The sequence below is a fragment of the Neobacillus sp. NPDC093127 genome (assembly GCF_044754175.1).
Classification (GTDB): domain Bacteria; phylum Bacillota; class Bacilli; order Bacillales; family Cytobacillaceae; genus Neobacillus.
Genome location: NZ_JBIVOP010000031.1, coordinates 1 through 24,439 on the forward strand (window position 1 = coordinate 1; position 24,439 = coordinate 24,439).

The window sequence follows — 24,439 nt, forward strand, 5'->3', positions numbered from 1 at the left end:
CACACCCGTTCCCATACCGAACACGGAAGTTAAGCTTCTCAGCGCCGATGGTAGTTGGGGCAGGCGCCCCTGTGAGAGTAGGACGCTGCCAGGCACGATAAAAGACAACCTCTAGAGGTTGTCTTTTTCCTTTTTATCTTATAGGACATATACAAAATCAAAAAAAGTACGAATTGTTTTGAAAGAATTCACTTATAGACATACACCCAATCGCTACCAGCGACATATGATATTACAGGATGGGTTTGGAACAAGATAATTCGAAAAATTGTATACAAATTGGTGAATGAGGGCAGAATGGGTGTATGGAGGTGGAGGAATTGAGTTCATTTTTGGCACATAGTCATTATGAGGAAACATGTGTTATTTGCGAAAATTTAAAACCGAAAGGCATACATCTATACACTTCTTTTATTTGTACAGAATGTGAAAATGATTTGATTCAAACAGATACAAATGATCCAAAATATAAATACTTCCTAAAACAGCTTAAAAAAATAACAACTCCGGAAATCTTTTCGTAACAAAGTCCATAACGGGCTTTATTTTTTTGCTTAGAAAAGGGATTTCATTTAAAATGAATAAGACTATTAGAAGGAAGTATGGGAAATGAACTCTCAATTGAAAACACCCTTATTCCAAGCCTTACAGGATCATGCAAACAAACAGCCAATTTCTTTTCATGTTCCTGGACATAAACAGGGCTTGATCAATAAGCCCGAAGCAAATGCTGTATTCAAGCAACTATTACAAATTGACGCAACCGAGCTGTCAGGCTTGGATGATTTACATGCACCGGAAGACGTCATATTAGAAGCAGAAACACTCTTAGCGGAGTTATATCAAACGGAAAAAAGTTTTTTTCTTGTTAATGGTTCCACAGTAGGGAACCTGGCGATGATTATGGCGGCATGTGGGGAAGATGATCTTGTTCTCGTCCAACGGAATTGTCATAAATCCGTCTTGAATGCCTTGAAATTAGCGAAAGCGAGACCTGTTTTTTTAGAGCCGGAATATAATCAGAACTGGAAAGCAGCCGGGGGCATTAAACTTGAAACGGTTAAGGAAGCAATCAACCACTATCCTAATGCAAAAGCGATTATTTTGACCTATCCCAACTACTACGGATTGGTTTATGATTTAGAAGGAATCATTACGGAGGCCCATCTCCATCATATCCCAATACTCGTTGATGAGGCTCACGGGCCGCATTTTATAGTCGGTGGCCCGTTTCCAGCTTCCGCCACCCAAATGGGGGCAGATATCGTGGTACAGTCTGCCCATAAGACATTGCCCGCAATGACAATGGGTTCTTTTTTACATATTAAAAGTCAATTAGTTAATCTGAACAAGGTTAAGGAATACCTGGGAATGTTTCAATCAAGCAGCCCCTCCTATCCGATTATGGCGTCACTAGACATAGCAAGGAATTATTTAGCTGCATATGATGAGAAGGATTTATCTTATCTTTTAACAACGATCACCCACTTTAAGGAGGAATTAAGCAAAATTCCGGCGATTAATGTGTTAGATTTTCCAAATAATCAAGGTGATTCATTAAAGATAACGATTCAATCCCGATGTGGATTGAGCGGTTTTGAGCTCCAAAACAAATTGGAAGAGCAGTCCATCTATCCGGAATTGGCAGACCCATACAATGTGCTGCTTATTCTCCCATTAATAAAAGCAGGACAGAGTTATCCGTTCGAAGCGGCTGCGGAAAAAATAAAACAGGCACTTATTGGTTTACCTATTCAAGAACTAAAGGAAAACATTCATCATGAGGAGAAAAAAATTTCCCACTTAGCTATCCCATATAAAAATATGAATCGGTTTACTGAGAAAGAGGTCCCGATTGAAGAGGCATTAAACCTGGTATGTGCGGAAACCGTCATTCCCTACCCTCCAGGAATACCGCTGCTTTTAAAGGGTGAAACAATTACAATAGACAAGCTTAACCAGCTCAATCGTCTGCTGCAATCCGGGGCCAGGTTTCAAGGAAGTTCTTCGGTTAAAGAGGGCCGGATTATGATTTTTAGCACAACTTAAGATTTTTACAGGTATGGAGGTAATAGTTTAATGACGAGCGGAACATTTATTACATTTGAAGGACCGGATGGGGCGGGAAAGACGACGATCATTCGGATGGTAGCGGAGCAGTTTACTAACGTCCTGCTTACGAGAGAGCCGGGTGGTATTGATATCGCAGAGCAAATCCGCAATGTCATATTGGCGAAAGAGAATACGGCAATGGATCCGCGGACGGAGGCATTACTCTATGCGGCTGCACGAAGGCAGCATTTGATTGAAAAAGTAAAACCAGCGTTAGCTGAGGGGAAGCTCGTCCTCTGTGACCGGTTTGTGGACAGCTCACTTGCCTATCAAGGTTATGCACGCGGGTTAGGGATCGATGAGGTATGGGCAATAAATCAATTCGCGATTGAACAAATGATGCCTGAGTTAACGATCTACTTTGATATTGAACCTGAGCTCGGATTACAACGGATCAACAAAAATAAAGGAAGAGAGATTAACCGGCTGGATTTAGAAGACCTTGAGTTTCACCAGAAGGTTAGACAGGGATATCAGCTAGTAATGGATCGTTTTCCAACGAGAATCATTAAGGTTGATGCATCTGGTTCAGTAAACGAGGTCTATAAGCAAACAATCGAACTGATTAAAAATAAGCTAGCAAAAAAGTAGTAGTCTTCGCTTGAAGGCTGCTTTTTTGCTGTTTATGAAATTATTAATGCTTTTCCAACCTATTACAAATGTAAGCGGGACGATAACCTGTTATAATATAGGGAGTGGTAACTAGATTCGGAAAATTGGAGAGAGGGTGGTTTGATGAAACTCATCATAGCAGTTGTTCAAGATCAGGATAGTAATCGTTTATCAAAGGCATTAGTAGACAATAATTTTAGGGCGACAAAATTAGCGAGTACAGGCGGATTTTTGAAATCGGGGAACACCACTTTTATGATTGGAACTGAAAATATTCGCGTTGATCGTGCCTTGCAGATTATTAAGGATAACTGCAGGTCCAGGGAACAGCTCGTTTCACCGGTTTCTCCAATGGGCGGGAATGCAGATTCCTATGTACCGTATCCGGTCGAAGTCGAGGTTGGCGGAGCAACGGTTTTCGTGCTTCCTATTGAGCAATATTTACAGTTTTAATTGAATTGATATAGTTAGTGAGTGATTAACTTGGTAAAAACATGGGATCAACTAGAAGAATTGCAGCCAGCCGTACTCCGAATGGTAAAAAACAGCTTGGTGAAAAATCGAGTAGCCCATGCGTACCTTTTTGAAGGAATGAAAGGAACTGGGAAAAAGGAAATAGGGTTATTGTTCACGAAGGCTCTATTTTGTGAATCGCTCATTGATGGCTATAAACCTTGTGAGACCTGTCATAATTGCCGCCGAATTACTAGCGGCAATCATCCTGATGTTCATATTGTTGAGCCGGATGGCTTATCCATCAAAGTAGACCAAATCAGAAACCTGCAAGCTGAGTTTTCGAAAAAGGGAGTAGAATCGTTAAAAAAGGTTTACCTGATATCTGGTGCAGATAAAATGAGTGTGAGTGCCTCCAATAGTTTGCTAAAGTTTCTTGAGGAACCGAGTGCAGAAACGGTGGCTATTTTATTATCTGAACAGCCGCAGCAAATGCTGCCAACGATTCTTTCAAGGTGCCAAATTCTAACATTCCAGCCGCTTCCGCCTCAAGTTATGATTAAACAGCTAGTGGAAAACGGCGTTAATCCGGGAAAGGCCCCGCTGCTTGCGGAGCTTACTAATAATATTGAGGAAGCATTGCAATTAAATGTCGATGAATGGTTTGCACAAGCTCAAAAAATAGTGTTAAAATTATATGAGGTGTTGGAGAAGAATTCATTAGAGGCCATGGTAACACTTCAACAAGAATGGTTTCAACACTTCAAAGAGAAAGAACAGCTTCATCGCGGTTTAGAACTTTTTCTTCTTATATTTAAGGATTTACTATATATACAATTAGATAAGCAGGAGCAAATTGTTTTTAAAGCTGATAGTGAGCGCTTAACACAATACGCCTTAAAAACATCCGGACGGCGCTTATCGAATCAAATGTCAGCTATTCTTGATGCAAAACGGAAGCTCGAGAAGAATATGAATCCTCAGCTGATGATGGAACAGCTTGTGTTAAAATTGCAGGAGGGATCTTCATTTGTATGATGTTGTAGGAGTACGCTTTAAAAAGGCGGGGAAGATTTATTATTTTGACCCTGGAGACCTCTCAATTGAAAAGGATGACTTCGTGATTGTCGAAACAGTCCGCGGAGTGGAATATGGCAGAGCTGTTATTGCCCGAAAACAGGTTGAGGAGCATGATGTTGTCCTTCCATTAAAAAAGGTCGTCAGAATTGCCGACCAAAAGGACCGGATGATTGTCGAAGAAAATAAGCAGGCTGCCCAGGAAGCTTATGAAGTTTGTAATGAAAAAGTGAATGAACATCAATTGGATATGAAGCTTGTTGATGTTGAATATACATTTGATCGAAATAAGATTATTTTCTACTTTACGGCGGATGGAAGAGTTGATTTTCGTGAGCTTGTAAAGGATTTAGCAGCGATTTTTCGGACACGGATTGAATTACGCCAGATTGGTGTCCGCGATGAAGCTAAGATGCTTGGCGGTATTGGCCCATGCGGCAGAATGCTCTGCTGTTCAACCTTTTTAGGGGACTTTGACCCGGTTTCAATAAAAATGGCGAAGGACCAAAATTTATCATTAAATCCTACGAAAATATCCGGTCTCTGCGGACGGCTGATGTGCTGTTTAAAATATGAAAATGATGAGTATGAATCTGCGAAAGAAGCGTTACCAGATTTAGGCGAAATCATTGAAACACCCCAGGGTAGAGGGAAAGTAGTAGGATTAAATATTTTAGAACGGGTACTTCAAGTGGAACTTAAGGAACAAGAGCGAGTTCTCGAATATACCTTGGATGAAATCATTAAAGAAGGTGCCTTGTCTATACAATCCACAGATTAATGAGGTGGAAGAAGTGGATAAAAAAGAAATATTTGAGTCGGTAAGTAATATGGAAACACAAATTGGCAGTCTTTATCAGCAGCTTGGGGAATTAAAGCAGCATTTAGCTGAGATACTAGAAGAAAATCATTATTTGAAACTTGAAAATGAGCATTTGAGGCGCCGTTTAGATGTAACCACTGAAGAAAAGAAAAAAACAGAACCTAAAAAGAATGCTGCCAATGCCGAATCCCCTGATGTAAAGCCGTTTGATATTGGGGAAGGATATGATAATCTCGCTCGTCTTTATCAAGAAGGGTTTCATATTTGCAACCTTCATTTCGGGAGCCTGCGGAAGGAAGGCGACTGTTTATTTTGTCTTTCTTTTCTTAATAAGAAATAACCTTAAGGAGGCTGAGAAAATCAGCCTCTCTTTTCATACATTTTTAGCCTAAAGGATGGATTTATGTGGTCAAATTAAAGGAAGATGAACGGCTGGATTATTTACTCGCGGAAGACTTAAGGATAATTCAAAGTCCTTCTGTCTTTGCCTTTTCACTTGATGCCGTTCTCTTGGCACGGTTTGTTTATGTTCCGATCCAGAAAGGAAACTTACTGGATCTCTGCAGTGGGAATGGCGTGATTCCCTTATTTTTGAGTGCAAGAACAAAGGGGCAAATTACAGGTGTCGAAATCCAGGAGCGCCTTTATGATATGGCGGTAAGAAGCATTGCTTATAACGGTCTTGAAAATCGCCTCCAGATGATTCATGGTGATATTAAGGAGATGGCGAAGCGGTTAGGCTATGGAAAGTTTGATGTCATCACCTGTAATCCGCCCTATTTTACGACGCAGGAAGCGGGGGAAATCAATCCAAATGAGCATCTGGCGATTGCCCGCCATGAAATACTTTGTACGCTCGAGGATGCCATCAAGTCCTCTAGTGACTTAGTTAGGCAAGGCGGGAAGGTGGCATTCGTCCACCGCCCGGGCAGGTTAATGGATATCATCACATTGATGCGGAAGTATAGACTCGAGCCAAAGCGGATTCAATTTGTTTACCCGAAAATAGGGAAGGAAGCCAATACCCTCATGATTGAAGCAATAAAGGACGGCAGCCCGGACCTTAAGATTCTTCCGCCTATCATTGTCTATAACGAAAACGATGAATATACAAAAGAAATCAGAGCAATTTTATATGGAGAGTAGCCATCACTATTTTTATGTATTGACATGTTCAGATGACAGCCTTTATGGCGGCTATACGAATAATCTGGAACGGCGGATTAGAATGCACAATGAGGGAAAAGGGGCAAAATATACCCGGGGCCGCGGCCCGGTCCAGTTAACCTACTTTAAAGGCTATCCTAATAAAAGTGACGCCTTAAGGGCGGAATACTATTTTAAGCGATTACCACGGAAAAAAAAGCTTGAGTTTTTATTAAAAGAAAATGGTGATGATCATGTGGCAGCAGAAGAGCTTTGAGAACGAAGAACAGAAAGGAATTCTTTACCTCGTTCCTACACCGATTGGAAATTTAGAGGATATGAGCTTCCGGGCAGTTAGAATCCTAAAAGAGGCAAATCTGATTGCCGCAGAGGATACAAGGAATACGAAAAAGCTGTGCAATTACTTTGACATTGAAACTCCTATCGTCAGCTATCATGAGCACAATAAGGAATCGAGCGGAGAGAAACTGATTCAAAGGGTGAAGGAAGGGTTAAAAATAGCACTTGTTAGTGATGCCGGCATGCCAGCCATCTCTGACCCTGGTTATGAACTAGTGGCAGCTGCGATTGAAGAAAGGGTCCCAGTGGTCCCGTTACCAGGTGCGAACGCGGCTCTAACCTCGTTAATTGCCTCAGGCCTGTCCTGCCAGCCCTTTTATTTCTATGGATTTTTAAACAGGAGCAAGAAAGAGAAGCGGGCGGAATTAGAGGCTTTAAAATGGCAGGCGGCGACGATCATCTTTTATGAGTCCCCGCATCGCCTCAAGGAAACATTGGCCATTATCCAAGAGGTTCTCGGAAATAGGAAGATAGCGATATGCAGGGAGCTAACGAAAAAATATGAGGAATTTATTAGAGGAACGGTTGAAGAAGTAATCGCCTGGGCAAGCCAGGATGAAATACGCGGCGAGTTTTGTTTGATTGTCGAAGGAACGGATGAACAACAGGAGGAAGGGCCAAGCTGGTGGGACGAGTTATCGCTTGCTGAGCATGTCAATCATTATATTTCTGAAAAGGATATTCCTTCGAAAGAGGCGATTAAGCTGACAGCCAAAGACCGGGGCCTTAACAAAAGGGAAGTATATCAGGCCTATCATGTAGAAAATCAAGAGTAAAAAAAGATCCAGCACAAAGTGCTGGATTGTTTTTACTTCGCTACTTCTAAGTTGTTTTGAATTTCTTGAATTAATTGCTCTGCACCTTCACGGCTAAGAATTAATTTACCGCCGGCAAGTGTCATATTATCATCAGAAACTTCACCAGTTACTTGGCAAGTCATATTTGGCTTATATTTTTTTAAGATAATGCGCTCATCATCCACATAAATTTCAAGAGCATCTTTTTCAGCAATACCAAGAGTACGTCTTAATTCAATCGGAATAACCACACGACCTAATTCATCAACTTTACGAACAATACCTGTAGATTTCATTTTTTTCCTATCTCCTCTCGAAACTATAAAGATTATCTATCTATTTTTTATTCGTCATTATTCGACAAATTTTTCATACTTTTATAATACAAGAAATTCCCATATTCGTCAATTATTTTATTTTAAAAAATAAAATATTTTTTTCTTCCGTCCAACCAACTGTTGGTTTACAAGGATAAACGGAATCATTTTGCCAACGGAACCGGTTAATTTAGGTACAGTGGCACTATAAAAATAAACATTTTAAAATTAGTCTTTTCGACAAAATTCTACAATAACCACTCTCTCTATTTATAATGTTTCGCTAGCTCTAACCCCTTTTTGGGTGTATAAGGAAAAATATTTAAATTACTGGAATCCTCTCGGTAACGGTTTCTTGCACAAAAGTTCATTTTTCGGTATATTTTGATGATAGAAGCGGGAAAAAGAGGCAATAATGGTTGAATGGGGTTTGCGCTTTTCCTGTCAGGAGGGAATATAATGGAGGAAAAATTAAAGACTTTTTATCTAACGACACCGATTTACTATCCAAGCGGAAATTTACATATTGGACATGCGTATACGACGGTTGCCGGTGATGCAATGGCGCGTTACAAGCGGCTGCGCGGCTATGACGTTATGTATTTAACGGGTACGGATGAACATGGGCAGAAAATTCAGCGTAAAGCGGAGGAAGCGGGAATTACACCGCAGCAATATGTCGATGGAATTGTGGAAGGCATTAAAGAGCTTTGGAATAAGCTTGATATTTCTTATGACGATTTTATCAGGACTACTGAGGAAAGACATAAGCAAATTGTCGAAAAGATTTTTGCTAGACTGCTCGAACAAGGGGATATTTATCTCGATCAGTATGAAGGCTGGTATTGTACTCCGTGTGAAGCGTTTTATACAGACCGTCAGCTAGTGGATGGGAACTGCCCGGATTGCGGCCGTCCAGTTGAAAAGGTAAAGGAAGAGTCATACTTTTTTAGAATGAGTAAGTATGTCGACCGATTATTACAGCATTATGAGGAGAATCCTGACTTCATACAGCCGGAATCGCGCAAAAATGAAATGATTAATAACTTTATCAAACCAGGCCTCGAGGATTTAGCTGTATCAAGGACAACATTTGACTGGGGCATTAAGGTTCCAGGGGATGCGAAGCATGTTATTTATGTTTGGATTGATGCTTTGTCCAACTATATAACCGCCCTTGGTTATGGAACGGACAATGATTCAAAATACTTGAATTATTGGCCTGCAGATGTCCATCTTGTTGGAAAGGAAATTGTTCGTTTCCATACGATTTATTGGCCGATTATGCTGATGGCCCTTGATGTGCCGCTGCCAAAGAAAGTGTTTGCCCATGGCTGGCTGCTGATGAAGGACGGAAAAATGTCGAAGTCGAAAGGGAACGTCGTTGACCCAGTTACGTTAATTGACCGCTACGGCCTTGATGCACTTCGCTATTACTTATTGAGAGAAGTACCATTTGGCGCCGATGGTGTATTCACACCTGAGGGTTTTGTTGAAAGAATTAACTTTGACTTGGCCAATGACCTTGGAAATCTCCTCAATCGAACGGTTGCAATGATTGAAAAGTATTTTAATGGAGTGATCCCTGATTATGCCGGTTCCGTTGGCGAGTTTGATGAGTCATTGCTCCAAGTAAATCGTGAAACAGTCCTAAAATATGAAGAAGCCATGGAAAAAATGGAATTTTCTGTTGCGTTAACATCGATTTGGCAATTAGTCAGCCGGACAAATAAATATATCGATGAAACGAAGCCGTGGACATTGGCTAAGAATGAGGAAAACAAAGGGGAGCTCGCAAGTGTCATGGTTCACTTGGCAGAATCATTGCGCCGAATCGCGATTCTGTTACAGCCATTTTTAACGCAAACACCAAATGGAGTATTTAATCAATTGGGCATACAGGATGAAAGGTTTAAAGCCTGGGATGGCCTGGATACTTTTGGCGGGATTCCAAGCGGAACAAAGGTTGAAAAGGATGCGCCGCTTTTCCCACGACTTGAAATTGCCGAAGAGGTAGCCTTCATTAAAACAAAAATGCAGGGCGGTGAGGCCGTTCCACAGGCGCCGGCAGCAGAAGAACAGAAAGAGGAAAAGCCGGATGATGTTGCTGAAATCGCGATTGATGATTTCATGAAAATTGATTTGCGGGTGGCGGAAGTTATTCAAGCGGAGCCTGTTAAAAAGACTGATAAACTTCTGAAGCTGCAGCTCGATCTTGGCTATGAAAAACGCCAAGTTGTTTCAGGGATTGCCCAGTATTATAAGCCGGAAGATTTGGTCGGCCGGAAAGTGATTTGTATTACGAACTTGAAGCCAGTGAAGCTGCGCGGTGAATTATCGCAGGGAATGATTCTGGCTGGATCAAAAGACGGCGTATTATCGCTTGCAACCGTTGATCAAACATTGGCAAATGGAGCAAAGGTAAAATAATGTCGAAAATAGAAATGTTCCACGTGTAACAATTTTCGGGACATTTCTATTTTTTTATATGGAAAGGAGTTTAATCTATGTTATTCGACACACATGCACATTTAAATGATAGTCAATATAACGAAGATTTGCTGGAAGTGATTGAAAGGGCGCAACATGAGGGAGTTTCAAATATGGTGATTGTCGGTTTTGATCGGCCGACAATTGAACGGGCCATGCATCTAGCCGAAAGCTATGAATTTATTTACGCCTGCGTTGGCTGGCACCCTGTCGATGCCATTGACATGACCGACGACGATTTAGTATGGATTGAGGAATTGGCTTCCCACCCAAAGGTAGTCGCAATTGGCGAAATGGGCTTGGATTACCAATGGGACAAGTCCCCTAAAGAGATTCAAAAGGAGGTTTTCCGCAAACAAATTCGGCTTGCCAAAAAAGTGAAGCTGCCTATTGTCATTCACAATCGCGAGGCGACCGCAGATATCGTTGAAATCTTGAAGGAAGAAGGGGCAGAGGAGGTAGGCGGCATTATGCACTGCTTTAGCGGCAGCCCAGAAGTCGCAAAGGAATGTGTAAAAATGAACTTTTATATTTCCCTTGGCGGTCCAGTAACCTTTAAAAATGCTAAAAAGCCGAAGGAAGTGGCGGCAGAAATTCCATTAGATAAACTGTTAATCGAAACAGACTGCCCCTATTTAGCCCCGCATCCTTATCGTGGGAAACGGAATGAACCAGGGTATGTGAGGCTAGTAGCTGAGGAAATTGCCGAAATAAAAGGAATGACATTTGCGGAAGTGGCAGAGGCAACGACACGAAATGCTAAAAAAATATTCGCCATAAAGTGATAAAGGAAATTGTCGAAGCGGCAGGAAGCTTGTCTTAATTTTTTCTAATAACAAAAAGTTCTACACGTCTCCTTTTCAACATAGGATAATCATGTCGATAAGTTTCTCTTTGCATTGTTTCCAGTTTTGTGCATAATTAGAAATACATTCACAGGATAAGCAAGGATTGACAGCCGACAACACGATAGTAATAATCTCTCTGAGAAAAAGGAGGCGTTTTTCATCGTATTCAAACACATGAAAAACCTGTTTTCTATGTCTTGGAGCGGGAGATCATTGACCATTGTCTTTGCTAGTTTTATAGTTTTGCTAACAGCGCTCGGGGTTCTTCTGTTTGAAGGATCAAAGAACACTGTTGCAATTACACTTAATGGCGAGCAACAGGTCGTAAAAACACATGCAGAAACCGTCAAAGAATTATTAGATGAACTGGATGTATCACCTCGCTCACAGGACTACTTGTTTCCTAAGACCAATACGAAGGTGAGAGACCACCTTAAGGTTGTATGGAAACAGGCAAACAAGGTTCATATTGTCAAAGACAACGAGGGTAAAACCGTCTGGACGACAGCTGCAACGGTGGCTGAACTCCTAGCAGAGCAGAAAATTGTATTGAAGGAACAGGATCAAATCTCACCTAAACCACAAGCGGCAATAAAAGATAAGATGAATATTGCGATTAAAATCGCTCACCATCTTACTTTTGTGGACGGAGGTAAAGAACAGCAAGTTTGGGCCACTTCGGCTACGGTCGCTGACTTTTTAACGCAGCAGGGCGTCGAGCTAAATGAATTAGACCGAGTTGAACCGTCATTAACAGAAACCATCTCTGAGAATGGTGTTGTTAACGTCATTCGAGTAGAAAAAGTCACCGATGTAGTGGAAGAACCAGTTCAGTTTGCCGTGGTTACCAAAAAGGATGAAAGCTTAGAAAAAGGGAAAGAAAAAATCATAACTCCAGGAAAGCATGGCCGTGTGTCCAAACAATACGAAGTCGTGCTTGAAAATGGCAAAGAAGTTTCTAGGAAACTGATAAGTGAGCAGAATATTGCAGTCAAACAGGATAAAGTGGTGGCTGTTGGAATGAAGGATACGGCCCTGCAGGTATCGCGAGGGGCAGCTGAAACGGGTAAAGAGTTTTACGTGACTGCAACCGCCTATACCGCTTTCTGCAATGGTTGTTCAGGGCGGACGGCAACAGGTCTAAATCTTCGTGCAAATCCAAACATGAAAGTAATTGCTGTCGATCCAAGAGTCATTCCGCTCGGAACAAAGGTGTATGTGGAAGGCTATGGCTATGCTGTAGCGGCTGACACAGGCGGCGTGATTAAAGGGTATAAAATTGATTTATTTATGCCGTCAAATGCGGATTGTTACCGCTGGGGGCGTAAGAAAGTAAAGATAAAAATTTTGGAGTGATTTTTACTCGGATGCAGAGGAGTTAGTTATCCTCTGCATTTTGCTTTTTCACTAAAATTCTTTATACTTACATCGATAGATAATTGATTTTCTTACTTTCATTGTATGAATCAGTTTAATAATATAGACGATGGACATTACAAAAATGTTTCAGTTTTTTTTCAAATTTTTATTTTTTGTTACGGAGGCTTTCGCTTTAACATGAAAATTAAAGAAATTATTGTTGTTGAAGGAAAAGATGATACAACGGCGATCAAAAGGGCTGTTGATGCTGATACCATTGAAACAAATGGGTCTGCAGTAAATGAAGCCACAATTGAAAAGGTTAGGCGGGCCCAGGAAATACGCGGTGTCATCATTTTCACAGACCCGGATTATCCTGGTGAAAAAATTAGAAAGACAATTGCCGCCAGTGTTTCAGGCTGCAAACATGCGTTTTTAGCGAAAGAAGAGGCGATTGCGAAAACAGGTAAGGGTCTTGGCGTTGAACATGCCAGTCCTAAGGCAATCAGAGAGGCCTTGAAGGATGCCCAAATCATGCATGAGTCAATTTCAGAAGAAATATCGCAGGAAGATTTACTGAGCGCAGGTCTTATCGGCGGCGAAGGAGCAAAAGACCGAAGAATCATGCTTGGTAAGCTTTTAAAAATTGGCTATACAAATGGAAAACAACTGCATAAGCGCTTAATGATGTTCCAAATTAGCAGACAGGAATTTGCGGAAGCACTAAGCGTTGTACGTCAGGAGGAAAAAAATGAATAAAGATATCGCTACCCCTGTGAGAACAAGGGCTATTCTCGAAAAGTACGGTTTTTCCTTTAAGAAAAGCCTTGGTCAAAACTTTTTAATTGATACCAATATCTTAAAAAAAATTGTCAGCTTTGCTGATTTGAATGAAAATTCTGGAGCAATTGAAATTGGTCCGGGGATTGGTGCTCTCACCGAACAGCTTGCCCGAACGAGTAAAAAGGTCGTAGCCTTCGAAATTGACCAACGATTATTACCGATTTTAAAGGACACCCTTTCACCGTATCCGAATGTGAACATCATTCATAAAGATGTATTAGAAGCGGATGTCCAAGCTGTATTTGCTGAAGAATTTAGCGGGATTGACGATGTTATGGTCGTAGCCAATTTACCTTATTACGTGACGACGCCCATCATTATGAAGCTTTTGGAGGACAAGCTGCCAATTAGAGGGATTGTTTGTATGCTTCAAAAAGAGGTAGCTGACCGCATTTCAGCCCGGCCTGGGACGAAGGAATACGGCTCGCTTTCCATTGCAATCCAATATTATACAGAAGCAGAAACGGTCATGATTGTCCCGAAAACAGTGTTTGTTCCCCAGCCAAATGTCGATTCTGCGGTAATCAGACTGACAAAACGGGAGCAGCCGGCTGTGACTGTAAAAGATGAAGATTTCTTTTTCCAAATTACAAAATCTTGCTTTGCTCAAAGGAGAAAAACTTTACTCAATAACTTAACAAGTCAGCTGCCTGAAGGGAAACAAAAGAAGGAGGATATCCTCGCTGCACTAAATGTGTGCGGGATTGAACCATCAAGAAGAGGTGAGACCCTTTCCTTAGAGGAATTTGGCCGATTAAGTGATGAATTATACCCTTATTTTCACTAGACCCTATATGGGTCTCAGATTGTCGAGAAAGGGTATACTTGGCAATTATTCATTAATGGATTGTCCCTGCTAACGGGCCTGTTGATTTCCGCTCCGGGCACTCGCTTTCCGCGGGGAGGTCCGGGAGCCTCCTCGGCGCTTTGGCGCCTGCGGGGTCTCCCGTGACCTCTATATCCCGCAGGAGTCGAGTGCCCTCCGCTCCAATCAACAGGGTGGCAAAATAACCTAAAGAATTGCAACACAAAATGGCTCAGTTAACTAAACTGAGCCATTTTTTTATTGACCAACCTCACGGACCCGGATGAGGGAATCAGCATGGTTTGATAAATAAGCGGAGAAATTTCTCTTAATTAGGAAATAGCACTGAAAATAGCTTAAATAGACGGAAAGATTCCGACTATTGACTTGGAAAATGTGAGAATAGGAAATTTTGCTTTGCTTAATCGGAATACCTCCGCTTATATACCCAAGTCCGAGCTCTAATCTGCGCACTAACCGAAAAATCTCCGCTTATTTTAAATATTACTGGTTACTTAATTAAGGTTAACACTTCATCCTAACATATATATCAAATTAATATGTGTTGTGTAGCATTTTTTGTAAGACAAATTGTATACCAAATTGAGGGTAAAATTGTAGGGGGGCGTTATCCTATACAAATTTTTATGTAATTTAGGCACAAATGGCTTTACTCCAATAAAAAATGAGTGTCAATTTCATATGCAAATTGGCACTTTATTTTAACTTACTTTTTTATGTTTGTGATAGGAAACGGAACCCGTTAATCTTCACCACTTTGTTTTTATTATTTTATGTTGAGTGGAAAGTTTAATAATTACCGCACTGTTGATTGGAGCGGAAGGCGGCGAAGACTCCTGCGGGAGTAGTGGGACAGGTGAGACCCCGAAGGCGTTTACGCCGAGGAGGCTCACCGCCCACCCCGCGGAAAGCGAAGCCGCCTGGAGCGGAAATCAACAGTCCCTATCGAACCAGCCAATAAAGCTAAAGAAGAGGGGGCTACCAAAGGTCACTTACCTGAATTTTTGGACAGCCTCATTTTTTTTTCACATGGACACCACTGTTTGCATAGCCTATGAGAGAAACCCTATATGAAAGGCCTTTTTGCTGGTCTTATTGGAGTGACGGCGATGGATATAAACATAAATGATATTGTCGGTAGAAAATCATATAGCTGTGATATTCTATTTCGTGTTATTGATATACGCATAATCAACGGCCAGAAATTTGCCATCCTTTATGGTGAGGATTTCCGCCTGGCAGCAGATGCCCCTTACACTGATTTGGTCGTCATTAATCAAAATGAAAGGGTGAAGCTGAGACAGGAATACAGAACACTTGAGGAACAGTCGTTAAGGCTGTTTACTCAAGATGTGGATTTATTGAAATCCAGGCAGGAATATGATGCCACCAGCGGCTATGTAAAGCCAAGCAGTTATTTCCAAATCCCGGGGAAGGTTCTCCATTTGGACGGGGATCCAGCCTATTTGAAAAAATGTATGGCTTTGTATGAGAAAATTGGCGTTCCTGTTTTGGGCATCCACTGTAATGAAAAGGAAATGGCTGATAAGATTGGTGAATTGATGGACCACTATCGCCCAGATATTATCGTTATCACGGGACATGATGCCTATTCAAAGGCGAAGGGAAAGATGACAGATATTAACGCCTATCGCCATTCGAAACATTTCGTGCAGACGGTCAAGGAGGCACGAAAAAAGGTCCCCCATTTAGATCAACTGGTCATCTTTGCTGGTGCCTGCCAATCCCATTTTGAATCGCTTATTCACGCAGGAGCAAACTTTGCCAGTTCACCATCAAGGATTAATATTCATGCACTCGACCCGGTCTATATCGTCGCAAAAATAAGCTTTACCCCGTTTATGGAGAGAATTAACGTTTGGGATGTCTTACGGAATACTTTAACGGGAGATAAGGGTCTGGGCGGCCTTGAAACAAAAGGAGTGTTACGCACCGGGATGCCCTACCGGCCGATTCAAGAAATGGAGGAATAAGCCTTTAATTACTCAAAGGCTTATTTCTTTTCGGAAGGCCGTGTTAAAGCACATTGTTGATTTTGAGTACAATGTTGATTGGAGTGGAAGGCGCGAGACTCCTGCGGGAGCAGCGGGACAGGTGAGACCCCGCAGGCGCTTTAGCGCCGAGGAGGCTCACCGCCCGCCCCGCGGAAAGCGAAGCGCCTGGAACGGAAATCAACATTCACTTTTAACACAGCATTTTGGAAAAGGGGCGGAGTGTCATGACGATTTGTCAATTTAGCATACATAATCCATTTTAAATAAGGCAACACTAAAAATGTTGAAATTTAGTAGAAAAAGTAGAATAAAAAATGTTGACAATCTTTTTGCAGTACTGATATAATTTATGTTTTTGTTTGACAGAACTATGTCAGTGTGTTATACTTTACATAGTGAGGTGGACCGAATGCCAAAAACCTTAGCCGATATCAAAAAGGCTCTTGACACGAATCTAGGGAAAAGATTATTGCTAAAAGCAAACGGAGGACGCAGGAAGACAATCGAACGTTCCGGTGTTTTAGCAGAAACTTACCCATCTGTTTTTGTTATTGAATTAGATCAAGATGAAAATTCATTCGAGCGTGTTTCTTACAGCTATGCGGATGTATTAACAGAAACAGTGCAAATTACCTTCTACGACGAATCAGCAGCAGGACATGTAGCTTTAAGTTAGTATATAAGCAAAAGGCAGTAAACATAACGTTTACTGCCTTTTGCTATTCTGTAAAAGCCCTTTTATTGGTATGATGAAAATTCCCCTTTATCTCATACTAAGAATGCTGTGGTATGAAAGGGGTTGTTTAGATGGGCAGAAGAAGAGGGATTATGTCCAATCGGTTTAAAGAAGAACTTGCTAAAGAGCTTGGTTTCTATGACGTCGTTCAAAAAGAGGGATGGGGCGGTATCCGGGCAAGGGATGCAGGGAATATGGTAAAGCGTGCCATAGAACTTGCGGAAAAACAGCTGAGCAATCAGAACCCGAAGTAGTAAGTACTAGAAAAGGCACTTCCGCTTTTTATTTAAACAAATCGATACCACAGCTTGGCCAGGGAGATCTCTCTCTGGCCTTAAATTGTTCATTTTTACGCCAATTCACCCCTTTTCCATATGATAAAATAATAAAATTGTTAGGATATATCATATCTAACGTCTTACATTTATCGTTTTGTGGTAAAATAGGACAAAATGTGGATTTTCGGAAATTGGATTATACAGAAGTAGGTGGACGTAGTGAAGCTTTTAGTCAAGGCACCAGCCAAAATAAATTTGGCATTAGATGTTTTACATAAACGTTCCGATGGCTTCCATGAAGTGGAAATGATTATGACCACGATTGATTTGGCAGACCGGGTAGAACTAACCTTATTAAATCAAGATAAAATACATATTCTCTCCCATAATCGCTACGTACCTGATGATCAGCGAAACTTAGCCTATCAAGCGGCACAGCTGTTAAAGAATCGGTTTCAAGTGGAAAAGGGCGTGATGATTTCGATTGAAAAAGTAATTCCTGTTGCTGCAGGGCTTGCCGGTGGCAGCAGTGATGCTGCGGCTACTTTAAGAGGTTTAAATAAGCTTTGGGACCTCGGTTTAACCTTGGACGAATTAGCAGAGCTTGGCTCAGAAATCGGATCGGATGTTTCCTTTTGTGTCTACGGAGGGACAGCGTTGGCAAAGGGGAGAGGGGAACTCATCACTGAGCTGCCTGCACCGCCGACATGCTGGGTGATTCTTGCCAAGCCCTTCATCGGGGTATCGACAGCGGAAGTTTACCGCAGACTTGATATAAATGGTATGAATCATCCGGACATAAAGGAAATGATTGCGGCAATAACTCAACAAAACTATCAAGAGGTTTGCCGAAATCTAGGGAACGTTCTAGAAGATGTCACCTTAAACCTGCACCCGGAAGTTGCGCAAATAAAAGATCAAATGAAGCGCTTTGGAGCAGATGCGGTCCTGATGAGCGGCAGTGGACCAACAGTATTCGGAATTGTCCAGCATGATTCGAGAATGCACCGCATCTATAATGGATTAAGAGGCTTCTGTGATCAAGTATTCGCTGTTCGCTTACTTGGAGAGCGGCACACTCTTGATTAAAGACGTACAATAATGCTACTATCGAGTTAAACATTCGGTTTTGGAGGCCAGATATGAAGTTTCGCCGTAGTGAACGTTTGATTGATATGACGAATTATTTACTGGATCATCCGCGTCAGCTAGTACCGCTTACGGTTTTTGCTGAGCGTTATTCGTCAGCCAAGTCTTCCATTAGCGAAGATTTAGCGATTGTGAAGGAAACCTTTGAACAAAGGGGAATCGGAACCCTGCATACCGTCCCAGGGGCTGCCGGCGGTGTCAAATTCGTCGTTAAAGTAAGCCAAGAAAAGGCAGCACCTTTTGTTGATGAGTTGTGTGAATTAATTGCCAATCCCGAAAGGCTGTTACCTGGCGGCTATTTATATTTAACCGATATTTTAGGAGACCCTCAGGTAGTGCAAAAGGCCGGGCGCATCATTGCCTCCGCCTATGCTGAAGCCAAAATTGATATGGTCATGACCGTGGCGACAAAAGGGATTCCCCTTGCCTATGCGGTCGCAAGTCAACTGAATGTCCCTGTTGTGATTGTGCGGAGGGATAATAAAGTCACCGAGGGGCCAACAGTTAGCATTAATTACGTGTCCGGTTCAGCCAAGAGGATTCAAACGATGGTCCTCTCGAAAAAGAGTATGAAACAGGACTCCCGTGTTCTGATTGTCGATGATTTTATGAAGGCTGGCGGAACGGTAATGGGGATGATCAGCATGCTGGAAGAATTTAATTCCCATTTGGCTGGTATTGCGGTCCTAGTAGAAGATGAAAAAATTCAGGAACGGTTGGTGGATGAATATTTATCGCTCGTTCAGCTGTCAGACATAGATGTAAAAGCGAAGAAGATTAATGTCCAAGCGGGAAATTATCTCAACATTTGGAGGGGTTAATATGAAAGCAATTCAAACAAATCAAGCACCAGCTGCGATTGGGCCTTATTCACAAGGAATCGTAGTGAATAATCTATTTTATAGCTCCGGGCAAATTCCGTTAACAGTTGAAGGAACGATGGCTGCTGGAGATATTAAAGTCCAAACCCATCAGGTTTTTCAAAATTTGCAGGCTGTCCTAAGCGAAGCAGGAGCTTCCTTAGAAACCGTTATAAAAGCAACTGTCTTTATCAAAGATATGAATGATTTTACTGCGGTAAATGAAGTATACGGTGAATATTTCAATGTACATAAACCAGCCCGCTCCTGTGTAGAGGTCGCCCGACTGCCAAAAGATGCGTTAGTTGAAATTGAAGTTGTTGCATTAGTAAAGTAAACAGACATCTTTAATCTAAAGGCTGTGTTAAAGCACATTGTTGATTTTGAGCACATGTTGATTGGAGTGGAAGGCGCCCGCCCCGCGGAAAGCGAAGCGCCTGGAACGGAAATCAACATTCACTTTTATCACAGCCAATCTGAAAAACAAGGACTATTCTACCTAATCTTGTCAGTGAAATGCCGTTTTTTACAAAAGTTCACTAATTTGTCGTAATTTTTCTAAAATATTTTGAATATAAAGAAGGATTCCTGAGTAAAATGTTGAATTTAATTATTTAGCATTTTATCTAACAATAAAGGGTGTGAGCACATGGAAGTAACTGACGTAAGATTACGCCGGGTTAACACGGATGGAAGGATGAGAGCGATTGCATCCATTACATTAGACAATGAATTTGTTGTCCATGACATTCGTGTTATCGACGGAAACAACGGTTTATTTGTAGCTATGCCAAGTAAACGTACTCCAGATGGAGAATTTCGTGACATTGCGCATCCAATCAATTCAGGAACACGCGGCAAAATCCAAGAAGCTGTTTTGGCGGAGTACCATCGTTTAGGTGAATTGGAAGTAGAATTTGAAGAAGCCGGAGCTTCCTGAGGATTTTAACAACTAGGGCCTTTCTTCTCCAGAAGGCTCTTTTTTATTTTTGAAAAAACCTCTATGACACACTATGTTGTTTCCTTTCGCTTTTCCCCCTAAATCTACATAATATTATAAAATTAACCACTTGTTGTTCATTCCTTGAAAAGAGGAGCTATTTACGTTAATATTTTTAATGGATAAAAAGGTTAAATTGGAGGACTGAACATGCATAATCGTTATGCTGTGATTTTGGCTGCAGGACAAGGGACGCGGATGAAATCTAAGTTGTATAAAGTATTACACCCAGTTTGCGGCAAACCAATGGTTCAGCATGTCGTTGATCAAATAGGGAAGCTTACAATTCAAGAAACGGTAACCATTATTGGCCATGGGGCTGAAATGGTGCAAGCCCAATTGGGCTCAAGCAGTCACTATGCATTACAGGAAAAACAGCTGGGCACGGCTCATGCGGTCATGCAGGCTGCGGTCATGCTTGAAGAAAAAGAAGGCGTAACCATTGTTGTTTGCGGGGATACTCCTTTAATAACAGCGGATACGATGGAAGCCCTTTTTAAACATCACGAAGAATTAAAGGCAAAAGCTACCATCCTTACTTCAACACTAGATGATCCGACAGGCTATGGCCGAATCATTCGCAATGAAAATGGTCTTGTTGAAAAAATTGTTGAGCATAAAGATGCAACAGATGCAGAACGGAAGATAAATGAAATCAATACCGGAACCTATTGCTTTGATAACCAAGCTTTATTTCAGGCATTAAGAAATGTTTCTAATGATAATGTTCAAGGCGAATACTATTTACCGGATGTTATTGAAATTCTCAAAAAACAAGGTGAAGTGGTCACAGCCTTCCAAACAAAAGATTTTGCAGAAACATTAGGAATCAATGACAGGGTGGCCTTGGCGGAAGCAGAGCGAATCATGCGGAACCGGACGAATGAAGCCCATATGCGTAATGGGGTGACCATTATTGACCCCCAAAACACATACATAGACACCGATGTTGAAATTGGACAGGATACCGTTATCTATCCGGGAACAATGATAAAAGGTAAAACAATGATTGGTTCCGACTGTAAAATTGGTCCTAACTCAGAAATTGATTCTTGTGAAATTGGCAATGAAACGGTTGTCCGGCAATCGGTAGTCCATAAAAGCTTAATTGGCGCCCATGTCAACATCGGGCCATTCGCCCACATCAGACCGGATTCAACCATTCATGATGAGGTGAAAATTGGCAACTTCGTTGAAATCAAGAAGGCTGTGTTCGGAAACGGAAGTAAAGCCTCACATCTAAGTTATATTGGTGACGCTGAGGTTGGCAGTGATGTCAACATCGGCTGCGGTTCCATTACAGTGAATTACGACGGTAAAAATAAATTCTTAACAAAAATTGAAGATGGTGTCTTTATCGGCTGTAACTCCAATCTAGTTGCCCCTGTTACAATTGGGAAGGGATCATATGTGGCTGCTGGTTCTACAATTACAAAGAATGTACCAAGCGAAGCTTTGTCTATTGCCCGTGCACAGCAAGTCAATAAGGAAAATTACGTTCAAAAGCTTAATTTAAAGAAATAAGCAAAGATAATTGGAGGGCACACATGTCTAATCAATATTTAGATCCGAACTTAAAGGTATTCAGTTTAAATTCGAATATTCCTCTTGCACAAGAAATTGCTAAGTTTATCGGCGTGGAACTTGGAAAATGTTCCGTCTCAAAGTTTAGCGATGGAGAAATCCAGATTAATATTGAAGAAAGTATCCGCGGCTGTGACGTGTATGTGATTCAATCGACCAGCTTACCTGTAAATGACAATATTATGGAATTGTTAATCATGATTGATGCCTTAAAAAGAGCCTCTGCGAAAACAATTAACATTGTTATGCCTTACTATGGCTATGCCCGTCAGGACCGTAAGGCACGTGCCCGTGAACCGATTACGGCTAAATTGATGGCAAACCTGCTTGAGACTGCCGGGGCAACCCGTGTAATCTGTCTAGATTTGCATGCGCCGCAAATTCAAGGATTCTTTGATATTCCAATTGATCACCTGATGGGTGTGCCAATTTTATCGGAGTATTTTAAAAACAAAGAATTGAATGGTGATATTGTGATTGTTTCTCCAGATCATGGCGGGGTAACAAGAGCAAGGAAAATGGCAGAACGCTTAAAAGCACCCATTGCGATAATTGACAAACGCCGTCCAAGACCGAATGTGGCGGAAGTGATGAATATCGTTGGTAACATTGAAGGAAAAGTAGCCATCCTGATTGATGATATTATCGATACGGCAGGAACGATTACACTTGCTGCCAATGCCTTAGTAGAAAATGGGGCGGCAGAAGTATATGCTTGCTGTACACATCCAGTATTATCAGGTCCAGCGATAGAAAGAATTCAAAACTCAAAAATAAAAGAATTAGTTGTCACGAACTCTATTCAACTTCCGGAAGAGAAAAAGACGGATAAAATTATTCATTTATCGGTCGCACCATTAATTGGCGAAGCGATTATCCGCGTCCACGAAGAACAGTCAGTAAGTACGTTATTTGATTAAAAAAATGTTTAGACCTTCCTGTTTTAGGGCAATTTTATATTGATAGTTTAAATAGGAAGGTGACTAAACAGATGAGTACGGTTTTACAAGCAAAGGAGCGGAAGGAATTACGTCGTTCCGCGTTAAAGAAAATCAGAGACAACGGCGGTATTCCTGCCGTAATTTATGGTGCAACGGTTGACAGCAAGCCAGTGTTTGTCAGTTCAATCGATTTAACAAAGACGATAAGGGATGTCGGAAGAAATGGTGTCATTTCCCTTGATGTTGATGGGAACAAGCAAGATGTGGTACTGACTGATTTTCAAGAGGATTTTATCAAAAAGGAAATCATTCATGTTGATTTTCTGGCGGTAAACAAATCCTCGAAGATTAATGTCAATGTCCGGCTTGTCCTCGTTGGTGAGGCTGCCGGGGTTAAAGACGGCGGCGTCCTGCAACAGCCCGTTCACGAGCTATCGATTACTTCTACCCCGGACAATATTCCGCAGCAAATCGAAGCGGATATATCGAACTTGCAGGTTGGAGAAACACTAACCATTGCAGATATACTTTATCAAGGTTCTTTTACCATCAACCATGAGGAAGAGGAAGTTGTTGCATCGATTCTTCCGCCAAGACAGGAAGAGGAAATTAACTCAGGGGAACAACAGGAAGAAGGCCACCCTGATAATGAAGAAGGCAGAGAAACAACTCCAGTTGGGTGAATAGAAAGCGGACGTAACCTACTTAAGGTTACGTCTTTTAGCGCATTGCCAGCTGGATTACTTTTAATAATGGGAGAAAAACAATGTTTCGAAAAATCTTTAACAGGGCGGTTAAACCACATGAGGCAGGGGGAGCTGGAATGAAATTAATCGTTGGATTAGGCAACCCCGGAAAACAATATGAACAGACGCGGCACAACATCGGTTTTGCCGTCATTGACGCCTTAGCAAGCCGATGGAGCATTCCGCTTACACAGTCTAAATTTAAGGGCTTGTATGGGGTTGGTGTTTACAACGGAGAAAAGGTGCTGTTGCTGAAGCCGCTCACGTACATGAATTTATCTGGGGAATCCATCAGAGCAGTTATGGATTATTATCAAATCGATATGGAAGATTTACTTGTTATTTATGATGATCTGGATCTGCCGGTCGGGAAAATCAGGCTCCGGCAAAAAGGAAGTCCTGGCGGCCATAATGGAATCAAGTCAACTGTTGCTCATCTTGGCACCCAGCAATTTAACCGAATTAGGATTGGCATTGACCGCCCGGCGCCGGGGACGATAAGCGTACCTGATTATGTTCTTGGACGGTTTCGCAAAGAGGAAGGGGTTCTCACACAGGAAGCTGTAAGTAAGAGTGCTGAGGCCTGCACAGTCTGGCTGGAGAAACCATTCCTGCAAGTAATGAATGAATATAATCAGTAATTGTTCATGATACAAGCATTTCTTTCATACAATAAAGAAAAACTAAATGGTAGGATTCAAACGATGAAGCAGGTAAAATTAGGTGAATAACTTCTTCCGCTATGGTTAATACTAGTAAGGAATCATAGATTAGGGAGGGATAGTCGTGGCCATCCATTACCATTGTCGACATTGTGGTACGAACCTTGGTTCCATTGATAAAGCATCCATCCATTCAGAAACCCTTGGTCTTCATAAACTAACCGACCAAGAAAGACAAGAAATGGTGGCGTATGACGCAGCCGGCGACATCCACATTACCGCCATTTGCGAAGACTGCCAGGAGGCGTTAGAACGGAATCCCGAATACCACCAATATGATTTCCTTATTCATTAACCAACCAGCTTTGGACTGAACTCCAAAGCGTTTTTCTATTTACATTATAC

28 protein-coding genes and 1 rRNA gene are annotated in these 24,439 nt (G+C 41.7%); 28 read left to right on the top strand and 1 reads right to left on the bottom strand.

Going from position 1 to position 24,439, the window contains the following annotated elements; genetic code table 11:
* The 11 genes from rrf to rsmI all read left to right on the top strand — a co-directional run.
* A 5S ribosomal RNA gene (gene rrf / locus ACIQCO_RS25970) occupies window positions 1-94 on the top strand; the annotation flags it as partial.
* 211 nt (window positions 95-305) lie between these two features.
* The gene (locus ACIQCO_RS25975; protein WP_400434784.1) at window positions 306-524 is read left to right on the top strand and encodes a sigma factor G inhibitor Gin; all 219 of its coding nucleotides are present in this window, start codon (window positions 306-308) and stop codon (window positions 522-524) included.
* Between the two features lie 85 nt (window positions 525-609).
* Window positions 610-2,049 (top strand): aminotransferase class I/II-fold pyridoxal phosphate-dependent enzyme, encoded by a 1,440-nt coding sequence (locus ACIQCO_RS25980; protein WP_400434786.1) that lies wholly within the window; start codon window positions 610-612, stop codon window positions 2,047-2,049.
* A 30-nt stretch (window positions 2,050-2,079) separates the two neighbouring features.
* Entirely contained in the window at window positions 2,080-2,703 is a 624-nt protein-coding gene (gene tmk, locus ACIQCO_RS25985) for a dTMP kinase (RefSeq protein ID WP_400434788.1), read from the top strand.
* A gap of 144 nt (window positions 2,704-2,847) precedes the next feature.
* The gene (locus tag ACIQCO_RS25990; protein WP_400434790.1) at window positions 2,848-3,177 is read left to right on the top strand and encodes a cyclic-di-AMP receptor; all 330 of its coding nucleotides are present in this window, start codon (window positions 2,848-2,850) and stop codon (window positions 3,175-3,177) included.
* 30 nt (window positions 3,178-3,207) lie between these two features.
* On the top strand, window positions 3,208-4,215 hold the full coding sequence (gene holB, locus ACIQCO_RS25995) for a DNA polymerase III subunit delta' (RefSeq protein ID WP_400434792.1): 1,008 nt from the start codon (window positions 3,208-3,210) through the stop codon (window positions 4,213-4,215).
* The gene (locus ACIQCO_RS26000) at window positions 4,208-5,035 is read left to right on the top strand and encodes a PSP1 domain-containing protein (RefSeq protein ID WP_400434794.1); all 828 of its coding nucleotides are present in this window, start codon (window positions 4,208-4,210) and stop codon (window positions 5,033-5,035) included. The genes holB and ACIQCO_RS26000 overlap by 8 nt, the downstream gene beginning before the upstream one ends.
* Window positions 4,989-5,417 carry a DNA replication initiation control protein YabA gene (gene yabA / locus ACIQCO_RS26005; RefSeq protein ID WP_172800886.1) on the top strand — a complete coding sequence of 143 codons (429 nt, stop codon included), beginning with the start codon at window positions 4,989-4,991 and terminating at the stop codon, window positions 5,415-5,417. The genes ACIQCO_RS26000 and yabA overlap by 47 nt, the downstream gene beginning before the upstream one ends.
* A 65-nt stretch (window positions 5,418-5,482) precedes the next feature.
* A complete protein-coding gene (locus tag ACIQCO_RS26010) occupies window positions 5,483-6,223 on the top strand; it encodes a tRNA1(Val) (adenine(37)-N6)-methyltransferase (protein ID WP_400434796.1) in 741 nt (246 codons plus the stop codon).
* Complete coding sequence (locus tag ACIQCO_RS26015) at window positions 6,213-6,500, top strand: GIY-YIG nuclease family protein (protein ID WP_400434798.1); 288 nt, start codon at window positions 6,213-6,215, stop codon at window positions 6,498-6,500. The genes ACIQCO_RS26010 and ACIQCO_RS26015 overlap by 11 nt, the downstream gene beginning before the upstream one ends.
* On the top strand, window positions 6,478-7,359 hold the full coding sequence (rsmI, locus tag ACIQCO_RS26020; RefSeq protein ID WP_400434879.1) for a 16S rRNA (cytidine(1402)-2'-O)-methyltransferase: 882 nt from the start codon (window positions 6,478-6,480) through the stop codon (window positions 7,357-7,359). Before ACIQCO_RS26015 ends, rsmI begins: the two co-directional genes overlap by 23 nt.
* A 32-nt stretch (window positions 7,360-7,391) precedes the next feature.
* Here the strand turns inward: rsmI and ACIQCO_RS26025 are convergent, their stop codons facing one another.
* A complete protein-coding gene (locus ACIQCO_RS26025) occupies window positions 7,392-7,676 on the bottom strand; it encodes a transition state genes transcriptional regulator AbrB (protein ID WP_024026429.1) in 285 nt (94 codons plus the stop codon).
* A gap of 480 nt (window positions 7,677-8,156) precedes the next feature.
* On the opposite strand from ACIQCO_RS26025, the gene metG reads away from it, so the two are divergent.
* The 17 genes from metG (at window position 8,157) to fin (ending at window position 24,389) form a co-directional block, all read left to right on the top strand.
* Window positions 8,157-10,127, top strand: coding sequence for a methionine--tRNA ligase (metG, locus tag ACIQCO_RS26030; RefSeq protein WP_400434801.1), 1,971 nt, complete (start codon window positions 8,157-8,159; stop codon window positions 10,125-10,127).
* Window positions 10,128-10,204: 77 nt separating this feature from the next.
* Window positions 10,205-10,972, top strand: coding sequence for a TatD family hydrolase (locus tag ACIQCO_RS26035; RefSeq protein WP_400434803.1), 768 nt, complete (start codon window positions 10,205-10,207; stop codon window positions 10,970-10,972).
* A 237-nt stretch (window positions 10,973-11,209) separates the two neighbouring features.
* Complete coding sequence (locus ACIQCO_RS26040) at window positions 11,210-12,391, top strand: ubiquitin-like domain-containing protein (RefSeq protein WP_400434805.1); 1,182 nt, start codon at window positions 11,210-11,212, stop codon at window positions 12,389-12,391.
* A gap of 201 nt (window positions 12,392-12,592) precedes the next feature.
* On the top strand, window positions 12,593-13,153 hold the full coding sequence (gene rnmV / locus ACIQCO_RS26045; RefSeq protein WP_400434807.1) for a ribonuclease M5: 561 nt from the start codon (window positions 12,593-12,595) through the stop codon (window positions 13,151-13,153).
* Entirely contained in the window at window positions 13,146-14,024 is an 879-nt protein-coding gene (rsmA, locus tag ACIQCO_RS26050; protein WP_400434809.1) for a 16S rRNA (adenine(1518)-N(6)/adenine(1519)-N(6))-dimethyltransferase RsmA, read from the top strand. The genes rnmV and rsmA overlap by 8 nt, the downstream gene beginning before the upstream one ends.
* Window positions 14,025-15,172: 1,148 nt before the next feature.
* Window positions 15,173-16,057, top strand: coding sequence for a sporulation peptidase YabG (gene yabG / locus ACIQCO_RS26055; RefSeq protein WP_400434811.1), 885 nt, complete (start codon window positions 15,173-15,175; stop codon window positions 16,055-16,057).
* A 430-nt stretch (window positions 16,058-16,487) separates the two neighbouring features.
* Entirely contained in the window at window positions 16,488-16,754 is a 267-nt protein-coding gene (gene veg / locus ACIQCO_RS26060; RefSeq protein WP_400434813.1) for a biofilm formation stimulator Veg, read from the top strand.
* A 131-nt stretch (window positions 16,755-16,885) separates the two neighbouring features.
* Window positions 16,886-17,068, top strand: a complete 183-nt coding sequence (locus ACIQCO_RS26065; protein ID WP_400434815.1) for a small, acid-soluble spore protein, alpha/beta type — start codon at window positions 16,886-16,888, stop codon at window positions 17,066-17,068.
* A 243-nt stretch (window positions 17,069-17,311) separates the two neighbouring features.
* On the top strand, window positions 17,312-18,181 hold the full coding sequence (gene ispE, locus ACIQCO_RS26070; RefSeq protein WP_400434817.1) for a 4-(cytidine 5'-diphospho)-2-C-methyl-D-erythritol kinase: 870 nt from the start codon (window positions 17,312-17,314) through the stop codon (window positions 18,179-18,181).
* Window positions 18,182-18,234: 53 nt separating this feature from the next.
* A complete protein-coding gene (gene purR, locus ACIQCO_RS26075; RefSeq protein WP_400434819.1) occupies window positions 18,235-19,062 on the top strand; it encodes a pur operon repressor in 828 nt (275 codons plus the stop codon).
* A 1-nt stretch (window position 19,063) separates the two neighbouring features.
* The gene (locus ACIQCO_RS26080; RefSeq protein ID WP_400434821.1) at window positions 19,064-19,438 is read left to right on the top strand and encodes a RidA family protein; all 375 of its coding nucleotides are present in this window, start codon (window positions 19,064-19,066) and stop codon (window positions 19,436-19,438) included.
* A 312-nt stretch (window positions 19,439-19,750) separates the two neighbouring features.
* Window positions 19,751-20,041 (top strand): septation regulator SpoVG, encoded by a 291-nt coding sequence (gene spoVG, locus ACIQCO_RS26085; protein ID WP_003347151.1) that lies wholly within the window; start codon window positions 19,751-19,753, stop codon window positions 20,039-20,041.
* A 210-nt stretch (window positions 20,042-20,251) separates the two neighbouring features.
* A complete protein-coding gene (glmU, locus tag ACIQCO_RS26090; RefSeq protein ID WP_400434824.1) occupies window positions 20,252-21,625 on the top strand; it encodes a bifunctional UDP-N-acetylglucosamine diphosphorylase/glucosamine-1-phosphate N-acetyltransferase GlmU in 1,374 nt (457 codons plus the stop codon).
* 23 nt (window positions 21,626-21,648) lie between these two features.
* Entirely contained in the window at window positions 21,649-22,605 is a 957-nt protein-coding gene (locus ACIQCO_RS26095; RefSeq protein WP_400434826.1) for a ribose-phosphate diphosphokinase, read from the top strand.
* A gap of 71 nt (window positions 22,606-22,676) precedes the next feature.
* Window positions 22,677-23,309, top strand: a complete 633-nt coding sequence (locus ACIQCO_RS26100; protein WP_400434828.1) for a 50S ribosomal protein L25/general stress protein Ctc — start codon at window positions 22,677-22,679, stop codon at window positions 23,307-23,309.
* Between the two features lie 140 nt (window positions 23,310-23,449).
* Window positions 23,450-24,013, top strand: a complete 564-nt coding sequence (pth, locus tag ACIQCO_RS26105; protein ID WP_400434881.1) for an aminoacyl-tRNA hydrolase — start codon at window positions 23,450-23,452, stop codon at window positions 24,011-24,013.
* Between the two features lie 145 nt (window positions 24,014-24,158).
* A complete protein-coding gene (gene fin / locus ACIQCO_RS26110; RefSeq protein WP_400434830.1) occupies window positions 24,159-24,389 on the top strand; it encodes an anti-sigma-F factor Fin in 231 nt (76 codons plus the stop codon).
* Window positions 24,390-24,439: the final 50 nt, after the last annotated feature.

Coding starts and splice junctions, on each gene's coding strand:
- ACIQCO_RS26065 (WP_400434815.1), top strand. CDS start 16,886: ATGGGCAGAAGAAGAGGGATTATGTCCAATCGGTTTAAAGAAGAACTT.
- purR (WP_400434819.1), top strand. CDS start 18,235: ATGAAGTTTCGCCGTAGTGAACGTTTGATTGATATGACGAATTATTTA.
- tmk (WP_400434788.1), top strand. CDS start 2,080: ATGACGAGCGGAACATTTATTACATTTGAAGGACCGGATGGGGCGGGA.
- rsmI (WP_400434879.1), top strand. CDS start 6,478: ATGTGGCAGCAGAAGAGCTTTGAGAACGAAGAACAGAAAGGAATTCTT.
- ACIQCO_RS26035 (WP_400434803.1), top strand. CDS start 10,205: ATGTTATTCGACACACATGCACATTTAAATGATAGTCAATATAACGAA.
- ACIQCO_RS26025 (WP_024026429.1), bottom strand. CDS start 7,676: ATGAAATCTACAGGTATTGTTCGTAAAGTTGATGAATTAGGTCGTGTG.
- yabA (WP_172800886.1), top strand. CDS start 4,989: ATGAAATCATTAAAGAAGGTGCCTTGTCTATACAATCCACAGATTAAT.
- ACIQCO_RS26080 (WP_400434821.1), top strand. CDS start 19,064: ATGAAAGCAATTCAAACAAATCAAGCACCAGCTGCGATTGGGCCTTAT.
- pth (WP_400434881.1), top strand. CDS start 23,450: ATGAAATTAATCGTTGGATTAGGCAACCCCGGAAAACAATATGAACAG.
- spoVG (WP_003347151.1), top strand. CDS start 19,751: ATGGAAGTAACTGACGTAAGATTACGCCGGGTTAACACGGATGGAAGG.
- ACIQCO_RS25980 (WP_400434786.1), top strand. CDS start 610: ATGAACTCTCAATTGAAAACACCCTTATTCCAAGCCTTACAGGATCAT.
- ACIQCO_RS26040 (WP_400434805.1), top strand. CDS start 11,210: ATGAAAAACCTGTTTTCTATGTCTTGGAGCGGGAGATCATTGACCATT.
- ACIQCO_RS26095 (WP_400434826.1), top strand. CDS start 21,649: ATGTCTAATCAATATTTAGATCCGAACTTAAAGGTATTCAGTTTAAAT.
- ACIQCO_RS26100 (WP_400434828.1), top strand. CDS start 22,677: ATGAGTACGGTTTTACAAGCAAAGGAGCGGAAGGAATTACGTCGTTCC.
- ACIQCO_RS26015 (WP_400434798.1), top strand. CDS start 6,213: ATGGAGAGTAGCCATCACTATTTTTATGTATTGACATGTTCAGATGAC.
- ACIQCO_RS25990 (WP_400434790.1), top strand. CDS start 2,848: ATGAAACTCATCATAGCAGTTGTTCAAGATCAGGATAGTAATCGTTTA.
- glmU (WP_400434824.1), top strand. CDS start 20,252: ATGCATAATCGTTATGCTGTGATTTTGGCTGCAGGACAAGGGACGCGG.
- ACIQCO_RS25975 (WP_400434784.1), top strand. CDS start 306: ATGGAGGTGGAGGAATTGAGTTCATTTTTGGCACATAGTCATTATGAG.
- rsmA (WP_400434809.1), top strand. CDS start 13,146: ATGAATAAAGATATCGCTACCCCTGTGAGAACAAGGGCTATTCTCGAA.
- yabG (WP_400434811.1), top strand. CDS start 15,173: ATGGATATAAACATAAATGATATTGTCGGTAGAAAATCATATAGCTGT.
- veg (WP_400434813.1), top strand. CDS start 16,488: ATGCCAAAAACCTTAGCCGATATCAAAAAGGCTCTTGACACGAATCTA.
- rnmV (WP_400434807.1), top strand. CDS start 12,593: ATGAAAATTAAAGAAATTATTGTTGTTGAAGGAAAAGATGATACAACG.
- metG (WP_400434801.1), top strand. CDS start 8,157: ATGGAGGAAAAATTAAAGACTTTTTATCTAACGACACCGATTTACTAT.